The organism is Paractinoplanes rhizophilus (assembly GCF_042664765.1).
GTDB classification, from domain to species: Bacteria; Actinomycetota; Actinomycetes; order Mycobacteriales; family Micromonosporaceae; genus Actinoplanes; species Actinoplanes rhizophilus.
Genome location: NZ_JBHTBJ010000030.1, coordinates 63859 through 81547 on the forward strand (window position 1 = coordinate 63859; position 17689 = coordinate 81547).

The 17689-nt window shown below is 65.6% G+C and carries 11 protein-coding genes and 1 pseudogene; 4 read left to right on the top strand and 8 right to left on the bottom strand.

Annotated features, from left to right (window positions below; all coding sequences use genetic code 11):
* Window positions 1-216: 216 nt before the first annotated feature.
* Entirely contained in the window at window positions 217-516 is a 300-nt protein-coding gene (locus ACFQS1_RS30030) for a DUF3040 domain-containing protein (protein WP_378974884.1), read from the top strand.
* Window positions 517-528: 12 nt separating this feature from the next.
* Here the strand turns inward: ACFQS1_RS30030 and ACFQS1_RS30035 are convergent, their stop codons facing one another.
* Window positions 529-1368, bottom strand: coding sequence for a phosphoribosylaminoimidazolesuccinocarboxamide synthase (locus ACFQS1_RS30035; RefSeq protein ID WP_378974886.1), 840 nt, complete (start codon window positions 1366-1368; stop codon window positions 529-531).
* A gap of 213 nt (window positions 1369-1581) precedes the next feature.
* Window positions 1582-2040: a very short patch repair endonuclease gene (locus tag ACFQS1_RS30040; RefSeq protein ID WP_378974888.1), complete on the bottom strand. Its 459-nt coding sequence runs from the start codon at window positions 2038-2040 to the stop codon at window positions 1582-1584.
* A 102-nt stretch (window positions 2041-2142) separates the two neighbouring features.
* On the opposite strand from ACFQS1_RS30040, the gene ACFQS1_RS30045 reads away from it, so the two are divergent.
* The gene (locus ACFQS1_RS30045; protein WP_378974890.1) at window positions 2143-3384 is read left to right on the top strand and encodes a DNA cytosine methyltransferase; all 1242 of its coding nucleotides are present in this window, start codon (window positions 2143-2145) and stop codon (window positions 3382-3384) included.
* Between the two features lie 42 nt (window positions 3385-3426).
* On the opposite strand, the gene ACFQS1_RS30050 is transcribed toward ACFQS1_RS30045, so the two are convergent.
* On the bottom strand, window positions 3427-4455 hold the full coding sequence (locus tag ACFQS1_RS30050) for a NaeI family type II restriction endonuclease (protein ID WP_378974892.1): 1029 nt from the start codon (window positions 4453-4455) through the stop codon (window positions 3427-3429).
* A 215-nt stretch (window positions 4456-4670) separates the two neighbouring features.
* Between ACFQS1_RS30050 and ACFQS1_RS30055 the strand changes: the two are divergent.
* Window positions 4671-4883: pseudogene (locus tag ACFQS1_RS30055) on the top strand (transposase); the annotation flags it as partial.
* A 40-nt stretch (window positions 4884-4923) separates the two neighbouring features.
* Here ACFQS1_RS30055 and ACFQS1_RS30060 read toward each other — a convergent pair.
* From ACFQS1_RS30060 to ACFQS1_RS30080, 5 genes are all read right to left on the bottom strand, one after another.
* The gene (locus ACFQS1_RS30060; protein ID WP_378974894.1) at window positions 4924-10359 is read right to left on the bottom strand and encodes a DEAD/DEAH box helicase; all 5436 of its coding nucleotides are present in this window, start codon (window positions 10357-10359) and stop codon (window positions 4924-4926) included.
* A gap of 8 nt (window positions 10360-10367) precedes the next feature.
* Window positions 10368-13454: a hypothetical protein gene (locus ACFQS1_RS30065; protein ID WP_378974896.1), complete on the bottom strand. Its 3087-nt coding sequence runs from the start codon at window positions 13452-13454 to the stop codon at window positions 10368-10370.
* A gap of 446 nt (window positions 13455-13900) precedes the next feature.
* Window positions 13901-15019, bottom strand: a complete 1119-nt coding sequence (locus ACFQS1_RS30070; protein ID WP_378974898.1) for an outer membrane protein assembly factor BamB family protein — start codon at window positions 15017-15019, stop codon at window positions 13901-13903.
* 80 nt (window positions 15020-15099) lie between these two features.
* Window positions 15100-16368, bottom strand: coding sequence for a HAMP domain-containing protein (locus ACFQS1_RS30075; RefSeq protein WP_378974900.1), 1269 nt, complete (start codon window positions 16366-16368; stop codon window positions 15100-15102).
* A gap of 10 nt (window positions 16369-16378) precedes the next feature.
* A complete protein-coding gene (locus ACFQS1_RS30080) occupies window positions 16379-17065 on the bottom strand; it encodes a response regulator transcription factor (protein WP_378974902.1) in 687 nt (228 codons plus the stop codon).
* A 36-nt stretch (window positions 17066-17101) separates the two neighbouring features.
* Here ACFQS1_RS30080 and ACFQS1_RS30085 point away from each other — a divergent pair, with 36 nt between their 5' ends.
* Window positions 17102-17668, top strand: a complete 567-nt coding sequence (locus ACFQS1_RS30085; protein ID WP_378974904.1) for a DNA mismatch repair protein MutL — start codon at window positions 17102-17104, stop codon at window positions 17666-17668.
* The last annotated feature ends 21 nt before the right edge of the window (window positions 17669-17689 follow it).

A 17689-nucleotide genomic window follows, 5' to 3' on the forward strand; every position in this document is an offset into this window, starting at 1 on the left:
AACTTGCGTCCCGCGCCACATGATCCGCCGGGGGTGACGTGGGTCACGCCGGGACGGGCCTGCCGCCCGAGCAGTTGGTTCGCCGCCGCTTGCGGTTGGGTGCCCCGGTACCCGTACGGAAAAGTGGTTTTGATCTTGATGTTTATGGGCACATGGCGCAGCCGACAGTTTTCGCACGGGAATCGACGGGTAGCCAAAGCGCGGAGGTGGTCCCCCGTGCTCGAACCCAACGAGAAAGCCGTCTTCGACGGCATGGTGACCCAGCTGCGCGCGGATGATCCACGATTCTCGCAGCGTGTTGATCGGATGTGCCGGCCCAGGCGGCGGCTCTACATGACGATGGCGATTCTGCTGTGGACGATGGCCCCGTTCTGCATCGTCTTCGGCGGCTGGACCGGCATCATCATGGCGGTCGTCGGATCCGCCTACGGCGTGCACCTCATGAACAAGCGGAACGGCGGCACGCTGCAGACGCTGTGGTCGTCGACGCGCCGCCCGCACACCAGCTCCAGCTAGGGCCAGTCCTACCTAAGCCCAGCTGCTGCCGGTCAGCCGCTCGTATACCTCTATATAGCGGTTCCGGGTGGCCTCGACCACCTCGTCCGGCACGGCCGGCCCCGGCTCGGTGCGGTCCCAGTCGGTCAGGCTCGACGACCAGTCGCGCAGGAACTGCTTGTCGAGGTAGCGCTGGCTGCCGCCCGGCTTCCACTCGTCGGCCGCCCAGAACCGCGACGAGTCCGGGGTGAGCAGCTCGTCGCCCAGCTTCACCGTGCCGTCCTTCGCCCGGCCCAGCTCGATCTTGGTGTCGGCGATGATGATGCCCTTGGTCTCGGCGACCTGCTGCCCGCGCCGGTAGACCTCCAGGGTGATTCGCTTGAGCTCGGCGGCCGCTTCCGCGCCGACCTTCGCCTCGACGTCGGCGTACGTCATGAACTCGTCGTGCCCCTCCCCCGGCGGCACCTTGGTGGTCGGGGTGAAGATCGGGGTGGGCAGCTTGGAGCCCTCGATCAGGCCGTCCGGCAGCTTCTCCCCGGAGATGGCGCCGTCGCGCTGGTACTCCTTGAGGCCGGAGCCGGCCAGGTAACCCCGGGCAATGCACTCGACCATGACCATGTCGAGGCGCTCGCAGCGGATGGCGCGGCCGGCCCACTCGGCGGGCACGTCGGTGGCGGAGATGACGTGGTTGGGGAGGACGTCGCTGAGCTGGTCGAACCACCAGAGGGAGAGCTGGGTGAGGATCTTGCCCTTGTCGGGGATCGGCGTGGGCAGGATGACGTCGTAGATCGAGATGCGATCCGAGGCGACCAGGATGAGGTCGTCGCCGTCGGCGTAGACGTCACGAACCTTGCCGCTGTGCAACAGCTCCACGTGCTCCCCTTCGCGGTGCGTACCCGGCTTGCCGGCTTCACGCTATCCGATGCCGGTCGCCGGAGCTCGGGCCCACGGAGCCGGGACGAGGTTGGTGGTGCGCAGGCGTTCCCGCCGCGGACCTTTCGACAGGCGAACAAATGTAGGGACGTACCTAATTAGTAACGGCTTTACTTAGAGGCGTCCGGGCGGTATCGTAGAACACATGTTCCATTACGGGAGCTTCTGCGTGACTAGGTCGACCGCCGACTCGAGTGACTCATGCTCCCAGATGCGTACGACGCTCCAGCCGGCCTCCGTGAGCAGCTCGTCCGCCCTGCGGTCGCGCTCCATATTGCGTCGCAGCTTCGGAGCCCAGTACCACTCATTCGTGGTCGGCTGCCGCCCGTGCAGGGGACATACGTGCCAGAAGCAGCCGTCAACAAAGACGGCGACCTTGCGACGAGTAAAGACGATGTCGGGCCGCACCCGGGCACCTGCAAGCTTGACAACGAAGTCTTTGCGAAACCGAAAACCCAGGACGTGGAGCGCAGAACGCAAGCGCACCTCTGGCTTCGTATTCGCCCTCCGGTTCGCCTGCATGTTCCGCGACCGGCCCTCGTTGAGCGGGGCCGGATAAAGCCCTGCGGCGTGAGCGTCACGCCTTGCCTTTGCGCCGTCACGCACAGCCACTACGACACCCCGGGAAACTTTGATCCCTCAACGATCACCTCGACTTAGGGCAAGATACTCGCATCGGTGGTGATGCCACCCTGCGGAGCAAGGAGGAAGTCTGTGACCAGCCACGAGGTAGTGGAGATCTGCGCTGGCGCCGGCGGACAAGCTCTCGGTCTCGAGAAGGCCGGCTTCGAACATGCCCTCGCAGTGGAGCTCGACGAAAACGCAGTCAACACTCTCAAAGAGAATCGTCCGTCTTGGAAGGTCGCGATGGGTGACGTCGCTAACCCCGCGACGTGGAACCCCTCGGACTACCAGGGCATCTCTCTGCTTGCGGGAGGCGTCCCGTGCCCGCCGTTTACCATCGCAGGCAAGCAGCTTGGTGCCACCGACGAACGTGACCTCTTCGCCTGGGCAGTAAAGCTTGTGCAAACGGTCCAACCGGAGGCACTCCTTCTTGAGAACGTGCGAGGGCTGAGCATGCCTCGCTTTTCCGGATATCGCCAGCACGTGCTAGACACCTTGGCTTCATTCGGCTACATCGCGGAATGGAAACTTCTTCAAGCCTCCGATTTCGGTGTGCCGCAGCTCCGTCCACGCTTCGTTCTGGTAGCGCTCAAGGAAGACCACGCACCCTACTTCTCCTGGCCCGAGTTGCAAGGCCCCGCACTTACCGTCGGAGAAACGCTCCAGGACCTCATGGCTTCGAATGGCTGGGAACTTGCCCAGCAATGGGCCACCCGTGCTGACAAGATCGCTCCAACTATCGTAGGCGGTTCAAAGAAGCACGGAGGCGCCGACCTAGGGCCGACACGAGCAAAGCGCGCCTGGGCCGAGATGGGCGTGGACGCACTGGGGGTTGCGGACAACGCACCCATCAAGGGCCAGAAATTCCCGGTCGGACCCAAGCTGACCTGTGAGATGGTAGCGCGCATTCAGGGATGGTCGGATGAATACCCATGGGTATTCACTGGCCGCAAGACCACCAGATATCGCCAGATCGGAAACGCATTCCCGCCACCGGTCGCAGCGGCGGTCGGCAGATCGATAATGCGTGCGCTGAGGCACGAAGGCTCGCCGTCCGAACGGATCTCGGCAGACCATGATGCGATCTACCTAGCGCTCCGCGGCAGTGATGACTTCGTCTCGACAGCTCGTCTTCTCAGAGCCGGCGGAAAGCAGATCGATCCCTCCGAGTTGGAGCGTCGCATCAGCCTTCTCAAGCGCGACTTCGATATCGAGACGATAGAATCTCCGTCGGGTACGCAGTATAAGCTGACAGGATTCAAGGCCTTCGTTGGCCAGGAGAGCCATGTCCGGCACCATCTTTTTGAAAAGAACAAGAGCCGGATTAGCTGATTATTCTGATGGCAGCTCTGATGAACATAGCCAGAAGAAGCGTTAGATGACCAGGTCGGGCACTTCTCTGGTTACTTCTCCTACACGAGCGCGACGCCATCTTGCACCGTAGCGGTCCAGAAAATGTGGCTCAGGGTCGGACACCTCCGCCCTAGATACCCTTAAGGGCAGAAACTCTCCCGAATACGGCATTGGCAATCCCAAAGCCTTGGCCACTGGCACATAGCCGGACTCATGACCGAGAACCAAGAAACCTTCAGCAGCCAATCTCGTCCGAGCACCGCCGTTTGCCCGCATACGTTTTACCGGATCAAGCTGCTGAGCAACTGTCGCGACTGTCGTCCTTGAGAGCACTGTACCTTCGAAGCGACGGCATAGCTCCAGTATTCTCTTCTGACCTCTACCCTGTCCCTGATGCCTCATCACTTCATACGCATCCGCCGGCCGCTGCAGCAGATCGTTCGGCGGAAGCGGCGAATCTTCCGCTATGGGGATCCTTGCTTTCCGCCCCGCAACGTTCAGGCTCGCTTTAGCGTCGCGATTCCGCCCGGCATTTCGCCGACCTGGAGTAACCCACACCAGCCATGCCGACCAAACGGACGAATAGTCGTCCGCCGTCGCAAGCAAGGCTATGTTCCCCTCAATCTCGGGGCCAATCATCCAGCTCGGCATTGCACCTTTCCGGGAATGTGTGAACTTTGCGTCAAGATCCATGCCGAGCACTTGGTAGTCGGTGTCATGCCCGTCCGGAAGATCGAGTGTCTTCTGCAACTCGATCTCGAAGAGCGATCCGGTGTGTGCCTTTTCGGTTTTGCTAAGCTGCGCCAGGTGGAAACGGCCGGTCTGTGCGCCGTTGTATGACTGGTCAAGAGAGCGCCGCAGAACGGACGCCAAGCACCGCACGAGCGCCCCCTCACCGCCTGCCGATTCTTCGAGAGCGGCCTTGACCATAAAGACATCCTGGTCGGAGCTAACAGCTCGTTTGGAGGTGGTGACGGGCTTCAGCGGTTGCAGTTCGTTCAGGATTTCGAAGCCCTGGGGAACGGGCGGCTTCTTAAGCCGGGCAGTCATACCACGTAGTCAAGCACACCACGAAGATGAGCCGGTGTCCCCGGGCTGCCTGCCCGGCGGCCGCACGATCGTGCAGTCGGCCCGCCGATCACGGCTTCGACCGGAACGAACGGGCCGGCTCGTGGGCCACGACCGCGGACCGCTCGCACGTCGGTTTCTGGATCTGTCCGGCGGTAGTGGCTGCCCGCCCGGAGTAAGCAAGTCAAGGCGGCGGCATCCACACATGCACGGGGTTCAAGGCCGCGATCCTGCAGGTCCTGCGACACGCGATGCTGGCTGTCGACCATTTCCACGTCGTACAACTGGCCAACTGGGCCGTGACCGAATTCCACCGCGCGTCAGCCTCACCCAGCGCGGGCGGTGCGGCCGATGGTAGGGATCCCGCGTGCCGGATATGGAATCGGCTGCCTCCCTCGGCCGGACGTATTAGTCGCGAACGCACCTCAAATCCACTGTGACAATTGCTCGTCAGGACAACAGCCGCCGCGCGACCGCCATGGGTGACCGGTCGAGCTCGAAAAGGTCCCCAGCCAGAACGGAGAACCCTAGCTGCGACTCGACCTCGTCCGATGCCTGCTGTTGCTGCGGCCGGTACCACTGCCGCTCCCGGCGCCAGAGCGGGTGGTGCAGCGTGACTGCTTTGCGGGTGGTCCGGCAGGCCAGAACCGAGAGCCCCGCCATCTGGTAGGCAGCAATGTTGTACTGTCCGAATGAACTCACAAAGCCCTTGACGAGGATATCTGCCCGGTCAAGCCATCGATTCCAGTTCACCGGACGCCTGAGCCCTAGCTCGACCATATCGAGCGCGAGGCGCCAGTCCAGGGCGCCGTGGATGCGGCGATTGTCGAACGACCGCAGGCAGTCGGGGCATGAGGTCGTGCATTCTTCGGCGTGCCTCGTGGCTTCCCAACGATTGCGGAGTTCGTCTCCAATGCGTTCGAGCACCGAACGGAAGAAGACTGGTTCGCCGAGCAGCGATGCGTATCCGGCACCGTTCTCAAGTGTGTCCGCTGCGAAGACCCGGTGCGTCTGCTCACCGTTGACGCTGACCGGGTTCAGGCCGACGGTGAGTTCACTCGGATCGACATCGAGCTCAGCCTGGAAACCGCGCCGCAGGACTTCGGCGAAGGACCATAGCGCTGGCAGGCCGGCCGGCTGAACATCGCGGTCGGTCAGAACGACACCGCCGGGTAGGTCCAGGCCGATGGGTGTTACCACGAGCGCATCCGTCTTGCGTACTTCGCCGATGGCTGCGTCCCCAAGCTGACGGGTCGTCTGTGGGACCTGTACGTCGTTTGCATACAACGAGGTGTCGGTAACGATGACAGACCTGTTGGGACCTTCTGCCATGGGGAAGAGTCGGCCAAGGTTGTCATTAATCCGCACGATGTCGGCGGTGTCATAGACATCGACGGCAAGGGCTTCGACTGTCCCCGAGGAGCTCTGCTTTGAGGCAACGCCGAGCTCGGGAAAGCCCATGATGGCGACGGTCTCGCCGTCGGCCTGGAAGTCCTTCGGGTGATAATCAGTCCGGAAGCCGAGGGGCTGGTACATGGTGAATGCCCTGATGGGCTCACCGCACACCTCGCAGATGCCGTCGAGCGGGTCGAGGGAGGTCCGGCCACATCCAGTGCACTTGTAGATGTCGATGGGGCTGCCGAGCGGGTCGACGGCGATGGCCGCATTCCCCTTGATTTCGTAGGCGGCGAACCCTACGGCCGTATGGATTTCTCCATCCCGGACCACTTCAGCGCCAGGCACGAATTTCGCGATCGCCAGGTCAAGCGGACGATCGGAGACCTCGGCATCCTTAAGCTGCTGGCGATCACGCGGGCTGTTCTTGTAGAGCTGGCGCACCCGGGTAGGAAAGCCGAACATCGGCAGGACGCCAGCGTTGGCTAGCAGCTCGCTCAGCTCGCCCTGCTGGTAATAGGGGGTGGCTATTGCCCGGTCGATGTCAGCGACCAGCCGCCTTCTCGCCCACGATTCCAGCTCGGCTAGCTCGGTCTCCGGGATGCCGGAGCGGATGGTGAGTGCCGCGATGACGTCCGGCACGTCGGGGACATGACTGAGCCAGGCCTGAACCTGGCTGCGGTACTCCGCGGCCCACTCGTCGCGATGCCCGAAGGTGCCGTGGATGCTGGCGTTGGTCCAAGCCGGTGGCGGGTTACACACTGCGAACGCTCGTCGCAGGAGTTCGGCTGCGACAACCCGGCGTGCGATCCGAGTGCGCCGGAGATCGAGGAACGGCTGCGGTGGTATGTCGCCTGTCATTCGTTCGGTGGCGTTGAAGTAATAGTCGTCGTGAATCCGAGACCGGGCGACGGTCAGGGCGTAGGAGTACGGCTGTCCCTGCCGCCCGGCCCGGCCCACCCGTTGCTGGTAGTTGAAGCGCTGCGGCGGGACATTTGCCATAACCGTCGAGCGCAACGATCCAATGTCCACGCCGACCTCCATCGTGGTGGTCACGCTCAGCACATCGATTGGAGTTGTTAACGGATTTTCGGCGGGTGGCTTGAGCAGGGCTTCCTTGAACCAGCGCTGACGCCGCCGCTGCAAGGTGAGGGGTTTGGTTTGGCCGGTCAACTCCGCGACAACCATCCGGCGGGGTGGCAGCTCGGCGAGCCATGCGTAGTAATCCTGCTCGTCCGGGTCAGCGGTGCGCCGCTCAAGGTCCGGGCAGTGGCAGCCGCGAGCTGCGCAGACGCCAGCCGAGGGGTGCAGGTGACGGTAGTTGCATTTGCGGCAGACCCAGACGTCGGTGCCACCCTTGACCAAGACGAAGGGTGCTTCGGCACTGTTGACCCGCAGACCCCAATCGGGCGCGACGCGATCCCGGATCTCGCGGGTGACCCATGCTTCCAGCGCTTGGAACGACGGTCCCCGGCCAGTGCTGTCGACGGCCTTGAGGTATTTGCGCACCGACACTGGCATGTCGCTTGCCGGCTTGAACCATTCGCCGCCGGCGTAGCGGCCTTCGATACCCAGGATCCGGATCACTGACCGGAGAATTTGCAACGCTAAATCTGGATCGAGCCCAATGCCATCAAGGTTTGGCTGGCGAGGCTCAACCATCACAAGGCCAGTGGATTCCAGATCACGGCGCGCCCGGTCGAAAACAGCCCCTGCCATCGCCGTAGCGAGCACCTCGCGGTAATGCTGGTAGCCAGCTATCCGCAGCGCGGGCTCGAGCGGGGTCCACAGACCAAGGCGTGGCGGCTCGAAGACCTTGTACCAGGGCACGCCCTGCCATTGCTGCATCGACCGGGCGGGGCCGGCCGGGTGGATTCCTCGTTCGAGCATGTCGGTCTGCAGCCGCTGCGCGGCGACCGCCCAGGCGATCTTCGAGTCCTGGCTGCTGCGCCGATAGGCGTCAATCATGGCGGCATCGTCCGCGGTGCCGGCACCGACAGCCGTTCGCATGGCCGCCTGCGCAACGTCAGGATGGCTGGTCTGCAGTGCTTGCAGCGCCGCGAACTCCTCCGGCAAGGGCGGCTGGCCTTTGGCCAGCTTGATGAGGGCGTCGACTCCGTCCGGCTGCCGCTGTTCCAGCTCATGGCGGATGAGCTGGCGTACTACGTCCCGGTGATGGTTGCGTGCCACCCCGGCCGCCGCGCTGGCAGCGTCGTCGCGGCTGTCGTTGAACAGGATCGTCCGCGAGTCGGCTGCGGCGCTGCCCATGCTGCGGAATAGTTGCGACAGGTACAGCTGGATGGCTTGCTGATCGCCGGAGCGATGACCGCGGATCGGCGAGCGCACTATCCCCCGCCAGAACTTCTGCGGATCCATGTTCCGATACCGTGCCTCGCACCGTGGGCACCACTCCGGAAGTGCCGGTGTCCTGTTGGGCGAGCCGGGGCTGACAGCGGACACCCCGAGGGTGAGTCCGGTCGGCTGGGAAAGGCTGGCCTGCAGCACCCCGGAGTAGGGGTCGAGTTCGACCTGGTCGAACCTGAAGGTGGCCGTGCCGCTGTCGAGCTTCTTGTGAGTCCAGGTCTGCACGGATGTAAACGTTCCGCCTGGCCAGTACCACACGTACTGACTCAGCTGACGCATGTTCACTGGACGACTATGGGTAGACGGGATTTCCACTGGGTTGGAGCCAAGAGCGAGGACCGGTCCGCTGCTTTGTGCATCCCGGTCGATCACATACCCGCCAAGGCTGACATCCCCGCACTCGAAGCAGTAGAGAACTTCCATGACCCTGCCGCCGCAGGCACAAGTGGTGGCGGGCCGGCTGAAGAGCCGGCCGATAGATCGTCCGTCGTAGGCGTACTCGGCTCCAACCTGGGTGCACGCACGGTTGGCGCACGCCCACAGCCCACTAGCGGGCCGAACGAACATGTGTGCGCGCAGCGGGATGGTGGACGGGCCTGAACCGGCTTCGGCGATGGCGGCTAGCACGGTCTCCAGGGCCTGGCTGTCCCGGCTAGGACGGTCGAAGAGCCGCTCGTCGAGCACGCTCAGTCGTGTTGCCCGCAGCCGGTTCTGCTCTGGGTCGCGGCACGCGGCCGCGACGGCTTCAGAGAGCTGATACTTACCTGCGACGGCAGTCAGAGCCGTGGCCCTGGCGGCGGGATCGGCCGGTAGGCCAACGGCAATCTCGTCGAATTCCTGACGCGACAGGGGTTCCCGTGGGGGGACCGGCCGAGGCGTTCCCGCCGTGATGCGGAACGTAGACCGATCGACGCCGAAAAACTCCTCGAGGTACTTGGCACTCTTGTCGTCATCGGTCAACGATGCGCTGGTCGCCAGGCACCGCAGCTGGGGCGAATCGACGCTCAGTCCGAGCCGGGCCAACAGGTTCCGCACGACCATGGCCACTTCGCTGCCCTGGGTGCCTCGGTAAAGGTGCATTTCGTCGACGACGATGGTGAAGATGTTGTCCGGGCTAGCCGCCAGCCAGTCTGCGGTCTGGCGGAACATCGCGGCCTCTGTGTCACGCATGAGCATCGCGTTGAGCATCGAGTAGTTCGTCACCATAAGATCCGGCGGCGACTCCACCATGTCCCAACGGACCATCATCTCGCCCGTTCGCGGATCGGGGAACTGCGCCAGCATCTGCTCCGCGGCCTGCGGGTCCTCGCCGTGGTAGGCGTCAGCGAGTGCTTGAAACTCGCTTGCCGCCGCGGTGCACTCGGCAGCGGCATCCTGGACGCGACGCTTGTCTTTGCTCCCCGGCAGCCGTCCCGATCCGGGCGTTGCACCGGTATACCGGCCAAACCACAGCGGTGGTACCGCTCCGGTGGCCGCGATCCGCCGCAGCGCACGCCGCAGCCGCGCGATCTGGTCCTCGACCAGCGCATTAGTCGGGTACAACACCACGGTGCGCAGCGCGGCCGGGCGGGTCTCCGGCCCGCGCAGCGGCCGCCATTGCATCGAGCCAGGAGCAGTCTCCCACCAGCGATCGGGGGCCGGCTGCGGCGACCAGTCCAGCGCCTCCTGTACCAGCCGCGCCAGCACTGGTAGCAGGAACGATTCAGTCTTGCCCGAGCCGGTACCAGAAGTGACAACTACGTTGCATGTACGCTGCCCGGTCCCCAGCGAGGAGATAAGCGCCTCAGCCTGATGACGGCGCAGTCGGATGTCCTCGCCTGGCGCGACGAAGTCACCGAACAGAGCTCGCCCGACGATGTCAACGGTGGCAGGGTCGAGTCCAGCCTGCTCCGCTGCAGCTCGCAACGGGAAGTCCGCGTCGTACGGGACAACCGGCTCCAGTAGCACGTCGGTGTAGATCAGCCCCGGCTCCTGCAGCAGCGCCTTCCGCTCACGCCTCAAGGGTTCGTCTCGCAGCCAGAATGCGGTATCGAAGTACCGCAGATAGGCATCCTGAAGCTCCGCATAGACACGGCCCGGCGCGGGAAATGACGACGTTGACGCCAGCACGGCCTCATCCGATGACATGAATTCCCCTAATGAGTGAGCCGAGACGCCAGCATGTCGGCGACGTCTGCGGGCACGTCGATGTAGCGCAAAATTCGCTGCTTCAGCAGCTTGGCGGGTGGGCGGCCGCTGCAGAGCACCGCCGCCCGGCCATACAGGCCCGGCAGATCAGCGCCGAGCGGTACGTCCAGGCTGCGATGCCGTTCGTCGTAAGCGATAAGCGGGCGCCCTGCCTGGAATGCCTCGAGATGCTTGACCAGCTGCGCCGTACCCACGCGCACAGTGCCCTCAGCGATGTCCGCGGATCGCCGCACCACGTACGTGCTACCGAACGATTCCAGCTGATATGCCCCGGGAACACTCGCATGATGCTGAGGAACCCACGCGGCGGAACCCACATCGAACCTCTTGATGCGCTGGCTCCCGGGCATACTCAACTGCGGCAACGAACGCTCGACCGCACTGAGGTCAGGCACGGCCCGCAAGATCGCTCGTGCCGCATCAGCAGCTACCGCCACTTCCCCGAGTTCTTCAGCCACCTCGACGGCCGTTTCGGCGGCCAGGCCGGTCACGACCCGGCGCGTGGGAGCGCCGGACTGCACATCGACAGTGAGTTTCCCCCCGCATGCGGCGACGGCTCGTTCGAGGTCGGCGACCATCGCGCTAGGCCAGTATCCGGCAAGCAGGTAGGAGCCGTCAGCCAGCTCGGCCAAGGCCGATGGCGCTATCTCCCACTCGGCCGGGACCATGGTGCGCTCATCCCGCTTGATTTCGATGTGGCCAAGGGCCTCCAGCGTGCGCTCAAAGCCATCGACGAACAGCAGCGACCCTTCAATTTGAAGCGCGATCCGCTCGAGGGCAGAACATCCACCCCCGCCGGTGTGCATGAGGGCATCCAGCCCGATGTCCCAGGTCAGCTGCTCAGTGTCGACCGGTTCGATCCTGCTGACTTCAACCCGGTAGTCAGCCTCAGCTTTATCGCGCGCACTCTTGCGCGCCTTGGCCATCCAGTGGGTGTTGGGGAATCGCTTGACCAGGCCGCACGTCCGGCAAATGCCCTGGACCATGGCACTCGTAGCAAACGGCAGATCCCAGAAGTGCGCCCCGGTAACCATGCATGACCCAGGATCCGGACTCGTCAGCGTCAAGGCAGCGCTTGGGGCATACGCCACCGGCCGGTCCGCAGTCCACCAGACTTTCCGGGGCACACTGGCAGCCCCGAGTTCCGCTGCCTCCCCGTACGCGGTTGCGCCATCGACGAACGGAGGACTGGCTTCTTGCCACTGGTCAGCGCTGACTGCAGTCCTCCCCCCGTGACGGGCAGGCTGATGGACGAGACGAGGGCTGCGAGCCCACATGGCGAGGTCGACCGCGTCACCTGACCTAAGCACAAACGGCAGCCGCTGTGCAGGGTCCTTGGCCCGGTCGACGGTCAACAGCACCTCATAGTCGCCAACGGGCAAGTGATGATGACCAAGATTAAGAATGACCGCGGCGCCGTCGGCGCCCTGACGGCAAACCACCTGGTCGAGGCGCAGCGCGGAACTGTCGTCGTGCGCCGCCGGGTCATCGGCGTCTTTGCGAAGGACAGTCAGTTCCAGGTGCTCGGCCTGGGTGGCAACGGCCCGGATCTCAGGCGGGGCGGCAGCCGAGTACTTACGCAACCGCCCGGGCAACCGCAGACCCTCCGCGAAGGTGAGCTGCGACGCCACCGACGGCAGCAGCACGTTCAGATCGGATTTGGTCTTGGACCGGACCTCCGACGGGAGCAGGCCGAGGACCTGGACGTCCATGAACAAAACCCACCCTTGCGGAACTCCGGCGGTACTCGCGTCAAGCACCCGGAACCCCGGCCGGGCAACTTGCTGCAACACGCTGAGAACCTCATCAGCGAGTTCTTCGGCGCTGAAGACCAGTCCGTCATCGGCCAGCTGGAGGCGCTCCGCTTCCAGGAACACCCCGAGGCCGTCGTCCTTGCGCATGGGCAGCACGCGCCGTGGCCGGCGTTGGACTGCGGTGCCGTCTTCGCCCTCAAGGCGCAGGACACCATCGAGGACAGAGGCGTTTGCGAAGTCAGCCGGCCTGTTCAGCCGGTACCAGCCATTGACGCCGGGAACCAGCGCCAGCGTCGGCTTCTCATCACCGACCGCGGTGGCGATGGTCATGAGGCGAGGCTGCTCAGGGCCGGGAATGCGGGCGACGAGGTTAAGCTCCACACCAGAACCGAAGAGCCCCGATCGGGGCAGAGCGATGAGCCGCACCTCACCCCGATGACCATGGGAGTGCGGGAGCTGAGATACATCAAGTCCGGAGCCGTCCCATGCTTCCAGCTCGAGCGCAACGACGCTCGAAATGCGCTCACGTGCCGAGCTCTGCCGCTTCCAGAGGTTGACCAAGTTCTTGCTGATAGGTGGCGGATCGCGTCGCATCCACTCGTCGAGCAATGGCTCCAGCTCGTAGGGCGTGATTTCCTGACCAGGGTGGAAGCCATAGGTCGTAAAGAATCGGGGCAGCTTGCTGCGGTCATGCTCTCGCACGAGTGCCTGAGAGATTGACAGGCCGACGAATCGATGAGACAGGGCGACCGCGGATGGCAGGCCGCGCATGCCGTCCAGGCCGGTAAGCCATATCGAAAGCACATTCCAAAGGAACTCAACGTTCTGGCGGTACTGGGTCTCGACGCGCCGCTTCTGCGCATCGTCAAGATCGAGGACCTGGGCCAGGCGACCGAAGTAGTTGTTGGGCGCCATATTGGCGTCGGCCCCCATGCGTTCGGCGGCCATACTAAACACAGCGAGCATGGCGAGCATCGGCGGCGGATCGAGTTCGATCCGATCGCCCCGCTGGGTCTGCCGCCAGCGCGCGAGCCACCGATGGACCTCCGCCATGATCATGGTGAATGCACCGATGTGCGGCGATCGAAGGTTCAGCGCGCTTCGCACTACAGCTGCGAGGTTGCCGCAGACAGCATCGGCGGGGACACCGATATGCTCAGCCAGCCGGGCAACGACATCCTCGTCGAGGTCGAGGTAGGCCGGCATGCCGGCGTTATCCTCATTGAAGAAGACTTCAGCAACGGCGTTGTTGTACAACGCGTAGGTGTCCCAGTCAGACATTCGAGCGCTTCACTTCCCCCGGCGTCCCCGGCTTTCACTGCATAACGCAGCTTTCACCGTAAGGCTGTGAAGCATGGCTAAAATCCACCGTCCGCCCGTGGAGATCCGCCTAATCAGCGGTAACTGCGCCGATGAGGCCCAGGTGGGCATCAGCCGGACGTTGGTCACGTAGGCCGTATGGGCCTCGGGCAGTTATGTCATCCGTATACGCAGAGCGCGCACTCGAACGAGGACGCCGGTGGCGTCGTAGTGCGTCCGTCAGGGAGGCGTCCACCAGGTCGTTCTTGCGATAGTCGGCTGCAGCCCAGCCGGCAATGCGGCGGGAGGCGGGTCGATGACGGTGGCCAGCCACAGCCAGCCGCACGGCCGACGACGAAGTCCTAGCCGGTCAGGTGCGGGCGGGCCGCTGCGTTCGGTCCTCGACACATGGCTTACCAGCGTGCACCTCACGTCCCGTAAGACGACAGAATGCCCTGGTTGGCGGTGTAGAGACGGCCACCAGTGACGATCGACGGGCCCGCCGTCGTTGGTCTGAGGACGGCACCTGTCGCGGGCGAGAGGATGGGGCCTCCCACGTAGAGGAGGCCGCCCGCCCGCACCGGCTGGCCTGCCTCTTTGGGCAGCGACCTCGACCACAGCCGGCGACCATTCGCGGCATTCAACGCCTCAACAGTGTTGCCGGCGGCTCGGTAGACGCGACGGCCGTCGGTGGCCAGCAAGGTGCTCGCGGCGGCCGGTGCCGTCCACAGCAACGCGCCGAACGCGGCGCTCACGGCCGACAGCGATTCGCCGTTCGTGACCAAGAAACGGTCGCTTGCGGGGGTGGCTGCCTCGGCCCGCCACACGGCCTTCTTGGTCCACAGCGGCACGCCAGAGATGATGGAGACGGCCGAGGTGGATCGGGCATTGGTGACCAAGAGCCGGCCGTTGGCGGAGACGCCGGACGAGTCGTATCCGGGCTTCTGCCACGCCACCCGGCCATCCGCCACGCGGTAGGCGATGACGGCCTGCTCGTCGGAGGGCGAGACGCCGGCGATCACGGCCATGCCCTTGTCGACGGCCAACGAATAGACCGGGACGTCCGGGTCGGCTCGCCAGCGTAGCCGGCCGGTGGTCAGGTCGACCGCGAAGATGATGCCGTCGGGGTCGCTCTGCGAATTGCAACCGCTGGTGGCGGCGATCAGGGTGCTGCCGTCGGCGGCGAGATACGGGGTTTCGGTGTCGAGCGGGTCGGGCCAGGTGAAGCGCCAAGCCGGGGCGCCGGTCAGCGGGAGGTAGGCGCCGATGCCGAGCTGGTCGGTGACGATCACCCGGCCGCCGGCGACGAGCGGCTTGGAGAAGCCGGCGCAGGCGCCGCCCGGTCGCTTGCGCAACGGGACCGACCAGCGGCGGGTCAGGCCGGCGATCGTGCCGAGGTTGATCGCGGTCTCGTGCGGGTTGTAGTAGCTGTCCTCCGCGTCGTAACCGGGATGGTCCCAGGCGGGGAGGGCGACGGCATGGGCCGGCGTGGCCGGGGCGACGGCCAAGGTCAAAGACAGGACCGCGGCAAGGGTACGGGCGCGCACGCCCGTACCATATGCCGCTTATCGGAGTTCAAGGGACCAATCGCGGGATTGCGGCGCGGAGTCCCCACCAACCGGAAGGATCATGAAACCGGGAACAGGATGCCGACCCGGGCGCCGCCCAGCGGGCTTCGTGAGATGACGAGCTCGCCCGACGACTCGGACGCCGCGCGGCGCACGATGTCCAAACCCAAGCCGGTCGAGCCGGCGCCGCTGACCCCCCGCTGCACGGCGTGGGCCGGGTCTCGGATGCCGGGGCCGGCGTCGTCGACCAGCAGGCCGGTGGGCGAGATGCTCACCCGGAACGCGGTGCGCTCGGGGGTGTGTGAGAAGACGTTGCCGAGCATGGCGTCGACGACCAGGATCAGCTCGCTGCGGGGCAGCGGCAGCATGACCGGGACGTCGCCGCCGACTACCTCCCACGGCCGCTCCTGGTCCTCGGCCAGCACCGACCAGAACGCCAGGCGGTCGGCGAGCACCTCGACCAGATCGGTGCGCTCCTGACCTCTGGCCTCGACGCCCAGGCGGGCGCCGGTGATGATCGCCTCGAGCTCCTCGTCGAGCAGGTCGCAGGCCTGCCGCATGCGGTCGGCGACCGGGCCGGGCGGCATCGCCTCGGCGTCGAGGCGGAGCGCGGTCAGCGGCGTGCGCAAGCGGTGGGACAGGTCCGCCGCGAGCTCGCGTTCCTTGTCGAGCAGACTCCGCAGGTCGTCGGCCATGGTGTTGAAGGCGTGGGCGGCGTCGCGCAGCTCGCGCGGGCCGACCGGCTCGACCCGGGTGGCCAGGTCGCCGCCGCCCAGCCGGCGGGTCGACTGCGCCAGCTGCCGGGTGGCCCGGACCATCTGGCCGCCGAGCCGGTCGGCCAGCAGCGTCGAGCCGGCGACCAGCACGATCGCCAGCCCGCCGAGCACGAGCCAGGCCGTCCACACGCCGCGGCGCATCTCGGCGTCGGGCACGTAGACCTCGACCACGACGGTGCGGCCGTCGGTGAGGACGGTGGGCTGCAGGTAGGCGATGCCGTCGGGCGCCGGCGCCAGCACGGACCGGCGGTCCTGCGCGGCGAGGGAGATCTGGCCGGCGTCGGTGTGCGAGACGCCGATGGGGTCGACGTCCGGCAGGTGTACGGCGAGCCGGCCGGCGCTGCCCGCGGCGGTGCTGGCCACCGCGTTGGTGAGCAGGGTCGGGTCGGCGTCGACGCCGAGCACGGTGACCAGCGAGGTGGCCTGCTGGCGGGCGTCGCTGACCGCCCGGTCGTGGGCGATCTGCCGGGTGGCCACGGCGAGCGGCACGAGAAAGGCCAGCGCGACCATGGAGGTGATGGCGAGCGCCAGCCGGTTGAGGGCCCACCTCAAGAAGAACACCTCATCGGGGGTCGACCATCATCACGCCGACCCCGCGCACAGTGTGCAGGAACCTGGGCTGCGCCGCCGTCTCCCCGAGCTTGCGACGCAACCACGAGATGTGTACGTCGATGGTCTGCTCCTCGCCGATCCGGGCCTGGTTCCAGACCTCGTTCATCAGCTCGCGCCGGCTGATCACCTGGCCGACCCGCTCGGCGAGGTACGCCAGCACGTCGAACTCGCGCCGGGTCAGCTGCAGCGGCTGCCCGTGCAGCTCGGCCCGGCGCTGCCGCGGGTGGATGACCAGGTCGCCGACGACGATCTGCTGCTGGATCGGCTCGGGCGCGGTGCGGGCCCGGCGCAGCACGGCGGCGATGCGGGCGAGGATGTGCCCGCCCGAGAACGGCTTGGTCACGTAGTCGTCGGCGCCGGCGCTGAGCAGGGTGATGATGTCGGACTCGGCGCGGCGGGCGGTGGCCACGATGACCGGCACGTCGGAGACCGAGCGGATCATCCGCAGCGCGTCGGTGCCGTCGATGTCGGGCAGTCCGAGGTCGAGGATGACCAGGTCGGGACGCTCCTCGGTGACGATCTTCAGGGCGTCGGCGGCGCGGCCGACCGGCCGCACGACGTGCCCGGCGTCGGTCAGCGCCCGGGACAGCGCGGCCGTGATGATGCGGTCGTCCTCGACCAGCAGGATCAACGCCATGCGGGGAAGCATAGGTGTATCTGAGAACATGGCCGCGTGGGATCTTCCCGGTGGGCTCCGATCGCGGGGTGGGCTGCGGCCACCGCGACCAGCATCGTGCTGGCCAGCGTCGCCATCCTGCCGGTGCTGCGGGCGACCGAGCCGCGTGACGGCGCCCTCGCGCAGCTGCCGGCCGCGGCGGCGAGCAGCTTCCCGGCGCCGCTGCCGAGCGCGACCACGCCGGCACCCCGGCCGACGAGCAAGAAGCCGCAGCGGAGTCCGACGTCGAAACCCCCCATCACGTCGAAACCGGCCACCAGGTCGACCACCCCGCCCAAGACGACGACCGAGGACGGCTGGACGGTCACCACCGCCGACGACGGGGTGCGCACCTACGTGCGGTCGTTCCAGGTCGAGGGCGGCCAGGCGGTGATCAGGATGACCTCGGACGCGGTGGTCGAACTGGTCACGGCGACACCCGCCGACGGGTACGCGGTGCAGAAGTTCCAGGACTCCGCGGACAATCTGGCCGTCTACTTCAACGAGACGAACCACAGCTTCATCATTCATGCGACCTGGTGGGACGACAAACCGTTCGCCGAGGTTAGCGAAATCGGTCAATAACGTAATAAGTCCGGTGAAGCT

Excerpts from the sequence above, each read along its gene's own strand:
- ACFQS1_RS30050 (WP_378974892.1), bottom strand. The coding sequence starts at position 4,455 with ATGACTGCCCGGCTTAAGAAGCCGCCCGTTCCCCAGGGCTTCGAAATC.
- ACFQS1_RS30060 (WP_378974894.1), bottom strand. The coding sequence starts at position 10,359 with ATGTCATCGGATGAGGCCGTGCTGGCGTCAACGTCGTCATTTCCCGCG.
- ACFQS1_RS30065 (WP_378974896.1), bottom strand. The coding sequence starts at position 13,454 with ATGTCTGACTGGGACACCTACGCGTTGTACAACAACGCCGTTGCTGAA.
- ACFQS1_RS30080 (WP_378974902.1), bottom strand. The coding sequence starts at position 17,065 with ATGGCGTTGATCCTGCTGGTCGAGGACGACCGCATCATCACGGCCGCG.